The organism is Cupriavidus taiwanensis (assembly GCF_900249755.1).
GTDB lineage: Bacteria > Pseudomonadota > Gammaproteobacteria > Burkholderiales > Burkholderiaceae > Cupriavidus > Cupriavidus taiwanensis_D.
This window is the reverse complement of the sequence record NZ_LT976853.1, coordinates 2,707,639-2,722,855: the sequence shown is the minus strand read 5'-3', so window position 1 is coordinate 2,722,855 and position 15,217 is coordinate 2,707,639. Positions and strand designations below refer to the sequence as shown.

The window sequence follows — 15,217 nt, the reverse complement described above, 5'->3', positions numbered from 1 at the left end:
CCTTCCTTGGTCGGAAGGTGCCCCGATTCAATCCGATCGCGTGGGTGGCGACAAGCACATGGCCGCCGGCTGTGCACATTATGCACAAGTGTTCAGGCAGTGATGGCCGTTGCCGGCGGGAGTTTCCTATCGGCCACTGTGGACCGGTCGCCAGCCATTCACCGCGCCAGCTTCGCAATGATGGCTTCGGCCAGCCGCACGCAGCTCAGCGGGGCGCAGCCTTCGGCGTTGTTGCTGACGATGACGATGGCGGGCTGCCCCGCGCGCAGCGTGCGCGCGACCACGTCGGCAATCGCATGGCGGGTATCGGGATCGTCGTCGACGATGCGGTCGAACGGCGCATAGCGCTTCTCCGCGTAGGCGTAGGGGCGGCCCGCATGCAGCATCCAGCGCAGCACCAGCGGGCCTGCGCCGGCTTCATCCATCAGCGCCTGCGCCGCCGCCTGGCGCGGCACCGGCGGCAGGCGGTCGCGCGCGGACAGGCAGAAGCGCACGCCGTGGCGGCGCAGCAGCCGGATGTAGCGCGGCGTCAGCAGGGCCGGGTCGCGCAGTTCGACCGCATAGGCGGCGTGCGGCGTGAGCGCCGGATCCAGCGCCGGCAGCGCGCCCAGGAAGGCGTCGAGCCGCTCCAGGAAAACCGCGCTGTCGGCCAGCGCACCCATCGGCGACAGCTGGAACAGCAACGGCCCGCACTTGTGTCCCAGCCCGCTGGTGGCAGGCACGATGAAGTCGCGCGCCGCGATCTCCGCATCCAGGAAGGCGGCGTTGGCGAGCCGGCCGGCGCCGTCCGGGCCGCGCAGCCAGGCGTCGCAGACGCTGGCCGGCGCCTTGACCAGGAAGCGGAAGCCCTCCGGCACCTGCGCCGCGTAGGACAGGTAGTCGGCGAGCGGGATCGGGCCGTAGAAGCCGCGGTCGATGCCGGCGGCGCGCAGCAGCGGGTGGCGCGAATAGGCGGCCAGGCCCTTGCGCGAGAGCAGGCTGTCGCCGTACTCGCCGTCATAGACCAGCCCGTTCCAGCCGGGATACGCCCATGACGAGGTGCCGAAATACAGCTGCGGCGGCAGCCGCGCGGCCAGCGCCTGCAGCGCCGGCGCAGCCGGGAACGGCTGCACGCTCTTGCCGCGTGCCGGTCTGGCAGGGGAATCGGGTTGGGCGGCCACGGCGGCAGGAGCCGCGGACCGCCCGGGAGGGGCTGCTGGAGCGGGCAGGGGCAGCCCGCCAAAGAGGTCTTCAGTCAAGCGCCGGGGTTGCCTTCAGTCGTTGCCGCCAATGGGCCGGTCATAGATATAGCGGCGCGACCACGGCAGCGAGTCGGCCTGCAGCCCGGACTTGTGGCACACCACCTGGTAGATCGACATCTTCTCGGTCTCGAAGGCGTGCGCGCAGCCGGCCAGGTACACGCGCCAGATGCGGTATTTCTTCTCGCCCACCATGCTGCGGATGGTATCGCCGCGCGCCTCGAAGTTGTCGGCCCAGTGGTGCAGCGTGCGCGCGTAGTGGCGGCGCAGCAGCTCCACGTCGAAGGCTTCCAGCCCGCCCTGCTGCAGCGTGCGCAGCACCAGCCCGATATGCGGCAGTTCGCCCTGCGGGAACACGTAGCGGTCCATGAACTCGGCGCCGTCCATCGGCGTCGCGCCGTTGTCGGGGTCGGGCGAGGTGATGCCGTGGTTCATGGCAAAGCCGTCGTCGGCGAGCAGCTCGCGGATGCGGCCGAAGTAGCCGGGCAGGTTGTCCTTGCCCACGTGCTCGAACATGCCGACGCTGGTGATGCGGTCGAAGGTGCCGGCGGTGTCGCGGTAGTCCTGCAGCCGGATCTCGATGCGGTCGGACAGGCCCGCGGCCCGCACGCGCTCGGTGGCCAGGTCGAACTGGTTCTGCGACAGCGTGATGCCCACGCAGCGCGCGCCGAACTTCTGCGCCGCGCGCAGCACCAGCGCGCCCCAGCCGCAGCCGATGTCGAGCAGGGTCTGGCCCGGCTGCAGCCGGATCTTGGTCAGGATGTGGTCGATCTTCTTGATCTGCGCGGTGGCCAGGTCTTCGTCGCCGTGCTCGAAGTAGGCACAGGAATAGACCATGTTGGGGTCGAGCCAGAGCTGGTAGAAGTCGTTGGAGACGTCGTAGTGGTACTGGATCGACTCCTTGTCTTCCTGCTTGGTATGCGAGAAATGCTGCGCCACCTTGTACAGCGCGCCGCCGGCGCGGCGCGTGGCCGCGGCCGAGAAGCCGTAGCCGACCTTGATGATGTCCGCCAGCCGGCCCTCGAAATCGATCTTGCCCTGGACGTAGGCCTCGCCCAGGTTGTCCAGGCTGGGGGTCAGCAGCAGCGGCAGCGCCGCGGCCTCGCGCACGGTCAGCGTCACCGCTGGCTTGTCGAATTGCCCTAGCGGGTATTCGGCGCCATTCCACAGCCGCAGGCTGACCGGGAGATTGGCGTTCTCTCGCAGGTCGGCGATCCAGTTGTCGAGTTGCTTTTCCAGGGTTTGCTTGAAAAACATGCGCTTTACCTCCCGATGGTTGCGGCACACGCTTCGGCCGACGCATCAGGCAAGGTGGGAACTGCGCGCAAACCTTGTCCGATCCGTCGCGAGCGCTGCAAGAAAAGAGTAGCCAAGCGACGCCTGTCTCACTTTAATCCAATTCCGCAGCGCGTGCAGCGCACCGCCGGAAGACCCTGACGCCGTCCCGGTAGCGGTGCCGAGGTCTCGGCGCGGACGCGCGCGGCGTCCGCCGGCCGGCTCAGGGCGACAGCCGCACGATCTGCCAGCCCGTGCCCGGCTGGACCCGGTAGGCGATGCGGTCGTGCAGCCGCGACGGCCGGCCCTGCCAGAATTCCAGTGCGGTCGGCACCAGGCGGTAGCCGCCCCAGTACGGTGGGCGCGGCGGGTTTTCGCCGAACTTGCTGCGGTATTCCTGCTCGCGCTGCTCCAGCACGTCGCGACCGGGGACCTCCCGGCTTTGCGCCGAAGCCCAGGCGCCCACCCGCGAGCCCAGCGGACGCGTGGCGAAATAGGCGTCGCTTTCGTCGTCGGAGACTTTCTCGACGCGCCCTTCGACGCGCACCTGGCGTTCCAGCTGGACCCAGTGGAACAGCAGCGCGGCGCGCGGGTTGGCCGCCAGGTCCAGGCCCTTGCGGCTTTCGTAGTTGGTGAAGAAGGTGAAGCCGCGGTCGTCGATGCCCTTGAGCAGCACGATGCGCGCCGAGGGCTGGCCGTCGGCGTCGACCGTGGCCAGGGTCATGGCATTGGGTTCGGGCAGCTTGGCCGTGACCGCTTCGTCGAACCAGCGCTTGAACTGGTGCATCGGGTCGGGGGCCACGTCGGATTCGGACAGCGCGCCCAGCACGTAGGTGCGGCGCAGGTCGGCAAGTTGGGTCATGTCGCAATCATCAGGGAATCGGTCCGGAAGCGCGGTGAGGGGGCCGCGGGTCCGGCTGATTCGAGTATAGCGAATGCGTCGCGGGCCGCATTTGCGCGGCGACAAGCGGTACCGGGGGCGTCACTCGCCCGCGCCCGGTTACGCCGGCGGCGTTACCGGCGGCGCCAGCGCCTTGCGTCCCTGGCGCCGCGAATAGTAGCCGGCCGCGCCCATCGCGCCCGCCATCGACAGGAAGATCGGCAGCATCCCCAGCGCCGTGCCGACCACGCCGAAGGTGAGCGGCCAGACCACCTGGCTGGTGTTCAGCACCGCCGAGCGCAGGCCCAGCGCCTCGCCCGCGCGGCCGTGCGGCGACGCGGTGTGCAGGATGTTCATGACATTGGGCTGCGCGCTGCCCAGCGCCAGGCCCAGCACGAAGGCCAGTGCGCACATCAGCCAGAACTGCGCGACGAAGGGATAGGCCAGGTAGGCCAGCGCCCCGACCAGCAGCGCGGCGCGGATGATCTTCCATTCCGAGAGCCGGCGCGACACCGCCGGCATCGCCACGCGGATGGCAAAGGTGGCGATGGCGAAAGCCCCCAGCACCCAGCCGATCGACGACGGCGACAGCCCGATGCGCGAGCCCTGGATCGGGATCAGGAAGGCGTGCAGGTCCCACGCCGCCGACAGCACCGCGCTGGCGATAAAGACCGCGCGCAGTTCGGGATGCTGCAGCAGGTCCAGCGTGGAGCGGCGGGTGCCGTCCTCGATGGCGATGCGCCCGGCGTTGCCGCCTTGCGCCGGCAGCCGCGGGCGCACCCATTGCAGGCCGGCCTGGCCGGCAAGCGCCACCGCCACCAGTACCGCGAAGGCGGGGCGGAAGCCCGCGTGCTCGATCACGTAGCCCATTGCCACCGGCCCGAGCGTGCCGGATACCGACAGCCCCAGCGCATGCCAGGTGTAATTGCGCAGCCGGGTGGCATCGGTCGAGACCTGACCGATCAGCAGCTGCATCGCCACCTGGACCAGCATGAAGCCGACCCCGATCAGCGCGCACGACAGGTACAGCGCGCCCAGTTCATGCCACAGCGCCGGCAGCAGCGTGCCCGCCACCACCATCAGCGAGCCCGCCATCATCGGCTTGCGCGGGCCGATCTGGTCGATGCGCTTGCCGGCGCGGATCGCCAGCAGCATCGGCAGCACCGCGTACAGCGACATCAGCACGCCCAGCGTGACGGTGGAGGCCTTGAGGGAAATCGCGAATAGCGACACCACCACGCGGCTGGCATTGAAGGCCACGTGGTTGCACACCGTCAGTGCGATCAGCCAGGTGATCGGCGGGACGGCGGCATGCGTCAGCGTCATGGGGCGGGGCGGAGCGTTGTGGACCGCGACCGGTGCCGGCGGGGAGCCGTACCGGAACGGTGAATCAGGAAAAGGGGCCGAAAACAGGCAGCAAAACAAAGGGCGGCCGCAGCCGCGCCTTCCAAGGATGCCACACGGGCGAGCCCGCGTCGCAGCCAATGCTTGCCATGCTTAAGCTTCTTGTAAATGGCCGTTTAATTATGCGCCTGAGCGCGGCGCGGCACAACGCCAACGTGCGTCAACTTGCCGCAGCGGCGCGAAGTGTTGCGATTTTGTTTAATCCGCGAGGGAGCACGGCGCCTTCGCGCTACGCCGGATTGGCGGGGAATTCATCCGCCCTGGTAGAACGACCGGTCGTTGCTCGGGCGCTGCGGCGCGCGCTCGTTGTTCTGGCGCGGCGGCGGGCGCTGCGCGGCGGGCCGCGACGGCTCGTTCCGGCTGCCGGCGGCGGGCGCGCCGGGGCGGGCCGAGGCCGCCGGCTGGGCGGGCCGGCCGGTGGCGGTCGTGCCGTTGGCGCCGGCGGGCGCCGCCGCTGCCTTCGGGTCCTTGTAGGTCTTGCCGGGCGGCGGCGCGGTGGGGCGCTTGCGCAGTTCGGCCAGCAGCCTGGCGCACTGGGTGTCGTCGCCCCCCGGGGACAGGTCGAGCAGCGGCAGCACGGCAGTCGCCACCGGCGCCAGCAGCGCCAGCGACAGCGCGCCGCCGGCGCGCAGCGCCAGCACGCCGATATCGGGGCTGACCCGCGGGTCTTTCATGGTGCCGCCCACATACAGCGGCGAGCGCAGCGAGAAGATGCGCAGGCCCTTGGAGTCCGGGTGGATGGTCAGCGCCAGCCGCTCGCTGCGCAGGTCGATGCCGCCGGTGGTCTCGATCACCGCGTCCTGGGTGTCGAGCACGAAGGTGCGCGCGCGCGCCACGCCGTCGGTCAGGGCGAAGTCGCTGACGCCGCAGTTGATCTGGACCGGCTTGTCGCCGAACAGCTTCGACACCACCAGGCTGCCGACATTCAGGCCGATGGCCTCGAGCAGGAACTTGCTGACCGTGCCGTTCTCGACCAGCAGCCGCGCCTCGCCGTTGGACGAGCCCAGCAGCGCCGCCACCGAATTGCCGGTGGCCGACAGCTTGGCGCTGCCGTTGAGCTCGCCGATGCTGGCGCGCATCAGGTCGAAAGTGGGGAATAGCTGCTTGAGCTTCATGCGCCGCGCCTTCAGGTCGACCATCGCGCCCATCGGCTCGCGCTTGCCGTCGAGGCGCACGGTCGACACCAGGTTGCCGCCCGCGACGCCGAAGTTGAGCGGGTCGAGCAGCAGCACGCCGTCCTGCAGCTTCAGGTGCGTGACCAGGTCGGTGATCGGCAGGTCGGCATCGCGGATGATGCGCTTGCCGGTGAAGTGCACGTCGGCGTCGATCTCGTCCCAGCGCTCGGTGCGGAACGGCGCCACCGGCAGCGCCTTGTCCGCCGGCTGGGCCACCGGGCTGTCCTTGGCCGGGCGGCCGGGCTTGGCGTCGGCGCCGATCAGCGGGGCCAGGTCGGCAAAGCGCAGCTGGTTCGACACCAGGTTGCCGGCCAGCAGCGGGCGCGGGTCGCGCTTGGTGAAGGTGAGCGTGCCGGACAGGTCGCTGCCGCCGACGCGGCCGGTGAACTTCTGGTACTCGTAGATCGAGCCTTCCTTGCGCAGCGTCGCCATCAGCCGGCCGCGCGTTTGATAAGGCGGCGTCGACGGCAGCACCACGCCGGTCAGCGCGTAGAGCCTGGCCATGCTTTCGCCGGCCAGGGTCAGGTGCACGTCCACCGCGGCCAGGTGTGCGGGGTTGGTGACCGTGCCCTCGATCTGCGCGCGCGTCGTGCCCACGCGCACGTCGGCCTGGATCGGGAAGGGCACGTCGGTATTGCGCAGGCTCAGCACCGTGCCGGCCTTGCCGCTGGCGTTGATGGTGGCCTCGTTGTAGCGGCCGGTCGCTTTCCAGCGCACGCCATAGCGGCCGTCGGTGCCGTTGGCGGGCGCCGCGGAGGCCGGGCCGCCCGCACGCGGCGCCGAGGCTGCCTGCGCCGCGCTGCCCGGCGGACCGGGCGGCACCGCCGAGGCCTGCGGCTCGATCAGCGCGCCGTCGCGCGCCTTGTCATACAGCGGCGCGTTGCCGATGGTGTCGAGTTCCGCCTGCAGCGAGATCTTCTTGAGCTGGTCGGCCAGCGCCAGGTTGCCGCGCGCCAGCACCACCTCGCCGACATCCAGGCGCCACTTGGAGGTGCCCTCCCTGGGGCCGGTGTCGAAGGTCCAGTTGTTGCGGCTGTCGGCCAGGCGTTCCAGCCATACCGCCGGGCTGTCGATGACGATGGTCGGCACCGCGATCTCGTTGGCCAGCAGCGGCAGCGGACGCAGCACGAAGATCAGTTCGCGCACGGTCGCCATATTGGGTTGCGCGGCCCAGTCCGGGTTGCCGACGGTGATGTCGCGCGCCGACAGCCGCGGCCACGGCACCAGCGTGCGCCAGCCGGTCTCGCCTTCGCCGCGGCGCCAGGTCACGGTCAGGTCGCCATTGATGGCGAAGGGGCGGCCGATGGCTTCGGAAACGCGGTCGTTGAGCCAGGGCTTGATCCGGTTCCAGTCGAAGGTCAGGATCACGATCACCAGCAGCGCGATCAGCGCGACCGGTGTCAGGACACTCCACAGAACGACCTTGCGGCGCACGGGCATGAGGTGGGTTCTCCTGGCTGGCGGGGGCGGGCCGGTCGATCCCGCGCGGCGCGGCGAACGGACCACTGCAGGTCTATTGTATAGTTGCGCGCTTCCCGTCCTTGTCGGGGACTGGCTGACATCGCCGCCGGAAAACGCCGGTTTTTTGCCCTGGCGTTGCCGTGCCCGGCGCGGCCGGCATCCCGCGATCCGCCTTTTCCTGTATGAACGATGCCGCACACGAGCTGGCTGGCCTGCCCGAGCCGCTGACCCACGAAAGCCCGGCCGACGACGACTACCATCGCCGCTTCGGCGGCGTGGCGCGGCTGTACGGCGCCGCCGGGCTGGCCCGGCTGGAGGCGGCGAACGTGTGCGTGGTCGGCATCGGCGGGGTCGGCAGCTGGGCCGCCGAGGCGCTGGCGCGCAACGCGGTCGGCCGCATCACGCTGATCGACCTGGACCATATCGCGCTGTCCAACACCAACCGCCAGATCCATGCGCTGGGCGACGCCTACGGGCGCGCCAAGGTCGAGGCCATGGCCGAGCGCATCGTCGCCATCAATCCGCGTTGCCGAGTGAGCCAGGTGGACGATTTCGTCACCGCCGACAACGTGCCGGACCTGCTCGGCGCCGGCTATGACTATGTAATCGACGCCATCGACGCGGTCCGGGTCAAGATCGCCATGCTGGGCTGGGCCAGGCGCCAGGGCGTGCCGGTGATCACCTGCGGCGGCGCCGGCGGACAGCTCGACCCCACGCGCGTGCGCATCGACGACCTCGCGCGCACGATCCAGGACCCGCTGCTGTCCAAGGTGCGCGCCGGCCTGCGCAAGCAGTGGGGCTTTACCCGCGACCCGAAGAAGAAGTTTGGCATCGCCGCGGTCTATTCGGACGAGCCGCTGCAATACCCGGAGCCCGAGCAGCAGGCCTGCGAGATCGACGAGGCGCCGCCGCCGGGGGCGCCGTCCGGCCAGCCTGCCGTGCGCGGGCCGCAAGGGCTGGCCTGCGCCGGCTTCGGCTCCTCGGTGGCGGTGACGGCGGTGTTCGGCTTCGTCGCGGCGTCGGCGGTGATCGGCGCGATCGCGCGCGGCTGAGGGCTGGCGCCACCGCGCTGTTCAGGCGCTCAGGCGCTCAGGGCGCGCAGCAGCGCGTCGGTCTCGGCTTCCCCCGGGGCCTGGTTGTCGAAAAAGATCAGTTCCGGATAGTCCTCGGGCGCGGGCAGGAAGCGCCGGGTCCGGTATGCGTCCCAGTGGGCCAGCTTGTAGGCGTCGTTGGGGTTGCCGCGCCGGATGATGCGCGCATGGGCCTCGTCCTCGGGCAGGTGGACCCAGACCGTGCGCACCGTGGTGCCGGCGGGCACTTGCAGCCAGCCGGGGTCGTTCAGCAGGTGGGCCCGGACCTCGCGCGACAGCGGTCCGATCACGATCACGCTGATGCCCAGCGCCAGGTTCTCGCGCGCGGTGTCGAGCAGGCCCTGGTATTCGGGATCGCGCAGGTGGTCCAGGTAGGCCGGGCTGTCGCGGTCGTTGGGGTCGCCGGTGATGGCGGCCATGGCCGCGGCGCTGTAGCGGCCGTACAGCGTGTCCTTGTCGAGCAGGCAGAACGGCTCGCCGGTGGCCTGCATCAGCGGGCCGATCAGGCGGTGGGCGAGGCTGGTCTTGCCGGTGCCGGCGTGGCCGCAGAAGAAAATCAGTCGTGGCATGAGCGAAAGCGTTGGGTGATGGACGGGGCGCACCGCCACAGCATACCCGCCCGCTTGCGCCAGATCAGGCCCAAGCCGCGCTGATTCGGTATCCTTGCCGTTTTTCTCCACGCTAGCCGCCGCTTTCCATGGACGCCAAAGACCAGCTTTCCTCCGCCGGCCTGCCGGACCACCTGCATCTGGGCGAACCGGTCACCGACGCCACCCACGCCGAGTTCGTGCAGCTGCTGGCCGCGGTAGCCAGCGCCGACGACGCCGCCTTCCTGGCGGCGATGGACGAATGGATCGACCACACGCGCCATCATTTCGCGCAGGAAGAGCAGTGGATGGAGGCGATGGGCTTCGGCCCGCGCCATTGCCATGCGGGCGAGCACCAGCAGGTGCTGGCGGTGGCCGTCGCGGTGCGCGACAAGGTGCACAGCGATGCCGAGTTCCAGCTCGGGCGCCGGCTGGTGGCCGAGCTGTCAGGCTGGTTCGACCATCACGTCAAGTCGATGGACGCGATGATGGTCGAACATATGCGCGAGAACGGCTTCACGCTGGTCGAAGGCCCGGCCACGGCGGCCTGATCGCGCGGGGACGGCCGGCGCTCAGGCCTGGCGCGCCGCGTCGCGGTCGATCACCACGAAGTACTTGCGCACCGGGTCCAGCACCTGGAACACGCCGGTAAAGCCGCCCGGGATCACGCAGGCATCGCCGGGGCCGAAGTCGCTGGCCTGGCCGCTGTCGTCAAGGATGCGGATGCGGCCGCTGATCACGTGGAAGAACTCTTCCTTGCCCGCCGGGAACGCGATGCGCCAGGCGCCCGGCTCGCACGCCCAGATCCCGCAATCGAAATCGCCGTGCTGCGCGCTGTAGTGCGTCCAGGTGGTGCGATCCGGATTGCCCGACACCAGCCGGTCGGGGCGCGGGCGGTCGTGGCTGGGGGCGGGTTCGGTCTTGAAGTCGATCAGGCGGGGCGCGGTCATGGCAGAGGGCGAATGGCTGAGGCGGCGGAGCAGGGAGTCCGCCAGTTTACCGCGCCGGACCCGCGCCACCGTCAGTTCAGCGCCGTGCTCAGCTGGCGGCGCCAGCGCGACACCACCTCGGGCCGGTCGGCCAGCATCTCGAACACCGACAGCATGGTGCGGCGGCCGATATCGTCCTCGAAGCCGCGGTCGGTGCGCACGATCGCCAGCAGTTGTTCCAGTGCCGGCTCGTATTGCTGGTGCGCGATCATCAGCCGCGCCAGGTCCATGCGCGCGGCCAGGTCGCGCGGATCGGCGTCGATGCGGGCGGCCAGCGTGGCTGCGTCGGGCAGGCCGGCGGCGTTCTCCATCGCTTCGATGCGCGTGCGCAGCGCGCCGTAGCCATCTTCCTGCTCGGCGCGCGGCGACAGCGCCGCGAATTCGGCCCGGGCGCGGTCGATGGCATTGCCGTCCAGCAGGAAGCCGATATAGGCGAGGCGCGGGGCATCGGACTCCGGATCCGCGGCGATGGCATCGGCGAACAGGGTCTCGGCGCCGTCGCGGTTGCCGGCGGCGGCCAGTTCCAGCGCCGCGGCCAGCGGCGAGCGCGCCTGTCCCGGCGCCAGCCGGGCCAGGAACTCGCGCAGGCCCGATTCCGGCAGCACGCCGGTGAACTGGTCCACCGCCTGGCCGTCGGCAATCGCCACCACATGCGGAATGCTGCGTACGCCGAAGTGCGCGGCCAGCTCCTGGTTCTCGTCGACATTGACCTTGGCCAGCTTCCACTGGCCGTTGGACTCGGCCTCCAGGCGTTCGAGCATCGGCCCGAGCGTACGGCAGGGGCCGCACCACGGGGCCCAGAAATCGACCAGCACGGGCATCTGGTGCGAGGCGTCGATCACTTCGGTTTCGAAATTCTGCAGGGTGACGTCGCTCATGGGGAATCCTGGTCGGGAGAAAAGGGGAAATCGGTTCCCCTATTGTGAGGGCGAAGGCGCCGAATGCAACGCCCGTTGCCGCAACCCCAATGCCGCCACCCCAATGCCGCCACCCCAACGGCGCGGTCCGGGAAGTCACTGGTTGAAAATAGAACGATCGTTCGGTTATAGTCCTTGACCATACGACAGACCCGGTCCGCGAGACCGCACAGGAGACCTTTCATGCCGACCCCCGCCCGCCCGCATTTCCAGTTCTGGCCCAAGCGCCTGCCGGCCGCCATCGTGCTGCCGGAAACCTCGCTGTGGGCCAACCTGGAGGTCTCGGCGCTGCGCTATGCCGACAAGGCCGCGATCCGCTATTTCGGCAACGCCATCAGCTTCCGTGAACTGCAGGACCAGGCCACCGCGCTGGCCGGCTGGCTGCAGCAGAAGGCGGGCGTGAAGAAGGGCGACCGGGTGCTGCTGTACATGCAGAACTGCCCGCAGTTCATCGTCAGCTACTACGCCATCCTGCGCGCCGACGCGGTGGTGGTGCCGGTCAACCCGATGAACCGCGCCGAGGAATTCAAGCACTACGTCACCGACGCCCAGGCACGCGTGGCGATCTTCACCGCCGACCTCGCCGCCGGCGTCGAGCAGGCGCAGGCCGAACTGGAACCGGCGCAGCGCCTGCAGCACCTGCTGGTGACGCAATACGCCGACGCGCTGCCGCCGGCCCACGAACACCCGGAAGACGCGCCGCCGGCCTGGCTGACCACGCCGCATCCGTTGCCCGCCGGCGCCACCGCCTGGGCGGACGCGCTCGGCGCGGGCCTGCAGCCCGGCCCGCACACCGCCGGCCCGGACGACATGGCGGTGATGCCGTACACCTCGGGCACCACCGGCTTCCCCAAGGGCTGCATCCACACCCACCGCTCGGTGATGCACAACATCGTCGGCGGCGCGACCTGGTCGGGTTCGGGCGCGGAATCGGTGGTGCTGTCGGTGCTGCCGCTGTTCCATGTCACCGGCATGCAGTACGGCATGAACGGCCCGATCTACAGCGGCGCCACCGTGGTGATGCTGCCGCGCTGGGACCGCGAAGTGGCGGGGCGGCTGATCTCGCGCTACCAGGTCACGCACTGGACCAATATCCCGACCATGGTGATCGACTTCCTGGCCAGCCCCAACCTGGACCAGTTCGACCTGTCCAGCCTGCGCTATATCGGCGGCGGCGGCGCGGCCATGCCGCAGGCGGTGGCCGAGCGCCTGCGCGAGCAGTTCGGGCTGAACTACCTGGAAGGCTACGGCCTGTCCGAGACCATGGCGCCGACCCACAGCAACCCGTCGGACCGGCCCAAGCTGCAGTGCCTGGGCGTGCCGACCTTCAACACCGACGCGCGCGTGGTCGACCCGGTCACGCTGAAGGAGCTGCCGCCCAACGAGATCGGCGAGATCATCGTCAGCGGCCCGCAGGTGTTCAAGGGCTACTGGGGCAAGGAAGACGCCACCCGCGAGGCCTTCATCGAATTCGAGGGCAAGACCTTCTTCCGCACCGGCGACCTGGGCCGCATGGACGAAGAGGGCTATTACTTCATCACCGACCGGCTCAAGCGCATGATCAACGCGTCGGGCTTCAAGGTATGGCCGGCCGAGGTGGAGAACCTGCTGTACAAGCACCCGGACGTGCAGGAGGCCTGCATCATCGGCACGCGCGACCCCTACCGCGGCGAAACCGTCAAGGCGGTGGTGGTGCTGCGCGCGCATGCCCGCGGCAAGACCACGCCGGAGCAGATCATCGACTGGGCCAAGGACAACATGGCCGCGTACAAGTACCCGCGCGTGGTCGAGTTCGTCGACGCGCTGCCCAAGTCCGGCACGGGCAAGGTGATGTGGCGCCATCTGCAGGAAAGCGAGAACGCGCGCAATCCTGCCGCGGGCGCCGCGCCGGCAGCCTGAGCAGGCCGCTTGGCAGGAGCATGAAAAAAGGCTGGTCGCGCGACCAGCCTTTTTCTTTGCGGCGCGCCCGGGATCAATGCCCGCGCACGCGCATCAGCATCTTTACCATGGTCTTGTAGCCGCGCTCGCGCGCATGGCGCGTGGGCGTCACGCCTTCGCGGTCGGCCAGGTTGGCGTCCGCGCCCGCATCCAGCAGCAGCTGCACCGTATCCTCGTAGCGCGCGCTGCCGTCGCCCAGGATCACCGCCTCGAGCAGCGCGGTCCAGCCCAGGTCGTTGACGTGGTCGACGGCGATGCCGGCCTTGAGCAGCAGCTTCACCACTTCCACATGGCCCTGCTGGCTCGCCACGATCAGCGCGGTGCCATGGTAGCGGTCGGTGCTGGCGAGGTCGGCGCCGTGCGCCAGCGCCAGCCGCACCATGTCGGCCTGGCCGGTGGCGGCGGCCAGCAGGAACGGGCTGTTGGCGTCGGCATCCTTCAGGTTGACGTCGGCGCCGGCCAGCAGCAGTGCGCGCGCGACCTCGGTGTGGCGGTTCTGCACCGCCGCCAGCAGCGCGCTGCGGCCACGCTCGTCGGCCGCGCGGGCCGAGGCGCCGGCGGCCAGCAGGCGCGCCACCAGCTCCTGGTCGCCGGTGCTGGCGGCGGTAATCAGGTTGCGGTCGAGCGTGCCGATGGCGTCGCGGCGCGTCGGCGCCTGCGTGGCGGGGCCGCGCGGCGGGCGCGCCGCCGGCGGGTTGGCCGCGCCGCCCGCGGGACGTGCCGCCAGGGTCTGGCCGCCCTGCGCCGCCAGCAGGCCGCCGCCCATCAGCAAGCCCGCCAGCCCCAGCAGCTCATTGAGTGCCTGTCTGCGGGTGCGGGCGGCGGGGCGCGTCATGGCGGCAGCTCCTGGGTTCAGACGGTTTCGCGAGACCTGGCCGGCAGCTGGCAGTCGTCCGGCGCCTGGCCTGCGGGGCCGGCGGCGGGCTCGGCGGCATCGCCCGCCTGCAGCTGGCGCCAGAGCCGCCCGAGGTAGGGGTCGTCGACACCGTTGGTGGCCAGTCCCAGCAGGGTTTGCTGCAGGTATTCGCGCGCCGGGCCGTAGAGCCCGGTGGCGTGGCGCAGCCGTTCCACCACGCTGGCGTCCGGCAGGCGGCCGGCGTAGGCCTCGTGGGAACGGTTCATGACGAAGGCCAGCGCGCGCTGCTCGGGCGCGCCGGCGGCGCCGACGCGGATGCGCAGCCAGCGCGGATGGTAGGCGCCGGTCAGCATCTCGCGGCGCCACAGCACGCGGAACTCCTGCTCGACCACATGGCTGGGCACGCGGAACGCCATGCCATGGCAGCAGCCGCCGCGGTCCAGCCCCAGCACCAGGCCGGGATTGTCCCAGGTGCCGCGGTTGATGCGGGAATAGAGATAGAAGCCGCGGTGGTAGCCGTGCACCGTGGCGCGCTGGCGCTCGGTGTGCACCACCATCGGGTTCCAGATCAGCGAGCCGTAGCCGAATACCCAGACATCGCCGCCCAGCGCGGGATCGTCGGGGCGGCGCGCCAATGTATCGGCCAGCGATTGCTCCAGCGCCGCCTCGGGCAGCAGCGAGGACGCAACCGGGGTGCTGCACAGCGAGGTGCGCAGCCGGTCGGATTCGAGGTCCTGTCGCGTGATGCCCATGGTGCAAGCATAAATCAAAGCCGCGTCCCGGGCGGGCAGGGGAAATGCCACAAGTGGCACTTTTATTCGGAAATGTCTGAGTCAGCGGCCGGGGTGTGGGGGCCTGACAACGGTCTGGGCCGCGTGGCGCCGCTGCCACTCGCCATGGCCGTGCGCTGCCGCGCCTTGTCGAGCGTCAGGCCGGCGCGAATTGCGCGCCGCTGGCGCCGCCGAGTCCTTACAATGGGGCCTCAATCCAACCCAGGGGGAACCTGCGATGGCACGTACGCTTACGGTGGTGTTCGGCAGCGGCAAGGAATTTGATTTCACGATCGGCACGGACGAGCTGGCCGCGGTCACCGAGGATGCTGCCTGGCGCTGGTTCGACCGGGAATACACCGAGCTGGACTGCCAGGCATCGAGCCCGGTGGGCAAGGTGCTGGTGATCGACAAGATCCTGAATGTCGCCAAGTTCTCGGGAGAAGCGCGCTTCTCCGGCGATGCTGCCTGGGCGCAGGACTACGCGCGCCATGCGGCGCGGCTGCTGGACCGGGACAAGGTCCGCGTCGATGTCGGCAACGCCGCCATCGGGTTCTAGCCATCAGGGTTTCGTCGTCCCCGCGCAGGCGGGGATCCAGCGACTCTTGCCGGCACGACTTGAAGACGCCGGGCTCC

The 15,217-nt window shown here is 70.0% G+C and carries 14 protein-coding genes; 4 read left to right on the top strand and 10 right to left on the bottom strand.

Annotation, left to right across the window (positions count from 1 at the left end):
- Window positions 1–158: 158 nt before the first annotated feature.
- The 5 genes from CBM2594_RS12425 to CBM2594_RS12405 form a co-directional block, all read right to left on the bottom strand.
- Window positions 159–1,238, bottom strand: coding sequence for a DUF72 domain-containing protein (locus tag CBM2594_RS12425; RefSeq protein WP_116357084.1), 1,080 nt, complete (start codon window positions 1,236–1,238; stop codon window positions 159–161).
- A gap of 15 nt (window positions 1,239–1,253) precedes the next feature.
- Window positions 1,254–2,495: an SAM-dependent methyltransferase gene (locus tag CBM2594_RS12420; RefSeq protein ID WP_116357083.1), complete on the bottom strand. Its 1,242-nt coding sequence runs from the start codon at window positions 2,493–2,495 to the stop codon at window positions 1,254–1,256.
- Window positions 2,496–2,736: 241 nt separating this feature from the next.
- On the bottom strand, window positions 2,737–3,375 hold the full coding sequence (gene pdxH, locus CBM2594_RS12415) for a pyridoxamine 5'-phosphate oxidase (RefSeq protein ID WP_116357082.1): 639 nt from the start codon (window positions 3,373–3,375) through the stop codon (window positions 2,737–2,739).
- A 138-nt stretch (window positions 3,376–3,513) separates the two neighbouring features.
- Window positions 3,514–4,719, bottom strand: a complete 1,206-nt coding sequence (locus CBM2594_RS12410; RefSeq protein ID WP_116357081.1) for an MFS transporter — start codon at window positions 4,717–4,719, stop codon at window positions 3,514–3,516.
- A 329-nt stretch (window positions 4,720–5,048) separates the two neighbouring features.
- Complete coding sequence (locus CBM2594_RS12405) at window positions 5,049–7,412, bottom strand: AsmA family protein (RefSeq protein ID WP_116357080.1); 2,364 nt, start codon at window positions 7,410–7,412, stop codon at window positions 5,049–5,051.
- 203 nt (window positions 7,413–7,615) lie between these two features.
- Here CBM2594_RS12405 and tcdA point away from each other — a divergent pair, with 203 nt between their 5' ends.
- A complete protein-coding gene (tcdA, locus tag CBM2594_RS12400; RefSeq protein ID WP_116357079.1) occupies window positions 7,616–8,485 on the top strand; it encodes a tRNA cyclic N6-threonylcarbamoyladenosine(37) synthase TcdA in 870 nt (289 codons plus the stop codon).
- Between the two features lie 29 nt (window positions 8,486–8,514).
- Here tcdA and CBM2594_RS12395 read toward each other — a convergent pair whose 3' ends face one another.
- Entirely contained in the window at window positions 8,515–9,093 is a 579-nt protein-coding gene (locus CBM2594_RS12395; protein ID WP_116357078.1) for an AAA family ATPase, read from the bottom strand.
- Window positions 9,094–9,221: 128 nt separating this feature from the next.
- On the opposite strand from CBM2594_RS12395, the gene CBM2594_RS12390 reads away from it, so the two are divergent.
- Complete coding sequence (locus CBM2594_RS12390) at window positions 9,222–9,662, top strand: bacteriohemerythrin (protein WP_116357077.1); 441 nt, start codon at window positions 9,222–9,224, stop codon at window positions 9,660–9,662.
- Between the two features lie 21 nt (window positions 9,663–9,683).
- On the opposite strand, the gene CBM2594_RS12385 is transcribed toward CBM2594_RS12390, so the two are convergent.
- Together CBM2594_RS12385 and trxA are read right to left on the bottom strand one after the other, a co-directional pair.
- Window positions 9,684–10,061, bottom strand: a complete 378-nt coding sequence (locus tag CBM2594_RS12385) for a cupin domain-containing protein (RefSeq protein WP_116357076.1) — start codon at window positions 10,059–10,061, stop codon at window positions 9,684–9,686.
- Window positions 10,062–10,132: 71 nt separating this feature from the next.
- Window positions 10,133–10,978, bottom strand: a complete 846-nt coding sequence (gene trxA, locus CBM2594_RS12380) for a thioredoxin (RefSeq protein ID WP_116357075.1) — start codon at window positions 10,976–10,978, stop codon at window positions 10,133–10,135.
- A 222-nt stretch (window positions 10,979–11,200) separates the two neighbouring features.
- Here trxA and CBM2594_RS12375 point away from each other — a divergent pair, with 222 nt between their 5' ends.
- Window positions 11,201–12,916, top strand: a complete 1,716-nt coding sequence (locus CBM2594_RS12375) for a long-chain fatty acid--CoA ligase (protein WP_116357074.1) — start codon at window positions 11,201–11,203, stop codon at window positions 12,914–12,916.
- Window positions 12,917–12,989: 73 nt separating this feature from the next.
- Here CBM2594_RS12375 and CBM2594_RS12370 read toward each other — a convergent pair whose 3' ends face one another.
- Window positions 12,990–13,790, bottom strand: a complete 801-nt coding sequence (locus tag CBM2594_RS12370) for an ankyrin repeat domain-containing protein (protein ID WP_116357073.1) — start codon at window positions 13,788–13,790, stop codon at window positions 12,990–12,992.
- A gap of 17 nt (window positions 13,791–13,807) precedes the next feature.
- Window positions 13,808–14,563, bottom strand: a complete 756-nt coding sequence (locus CBM2594_RS12365) for a gamma-glutamylcyclotransferase (RefSeq protein ID WP_232346606.1) — start codon at window positions 14,561–14,563, stop codon at window positions 13,808–13,810.
- 256 nt (window positions 14,564–14,819) lie between these two features.
- On the opposite strand from CBM2594_RS12365, the gene CBM2594_RS12360 reads away from it, so the two are divergent.
- Window positions 14,820–15,140, top strand: a complete 321-nt coding sequence (locus CBM2594_RS12360) for a hypothetical protein (protein WP_116357071.1) — start codon at window positions 14,820–14,822, stop codon at window positions 15,138–15,140.
- Window positions 15,141–15,217: the final 77 nt, after the last annotated feature.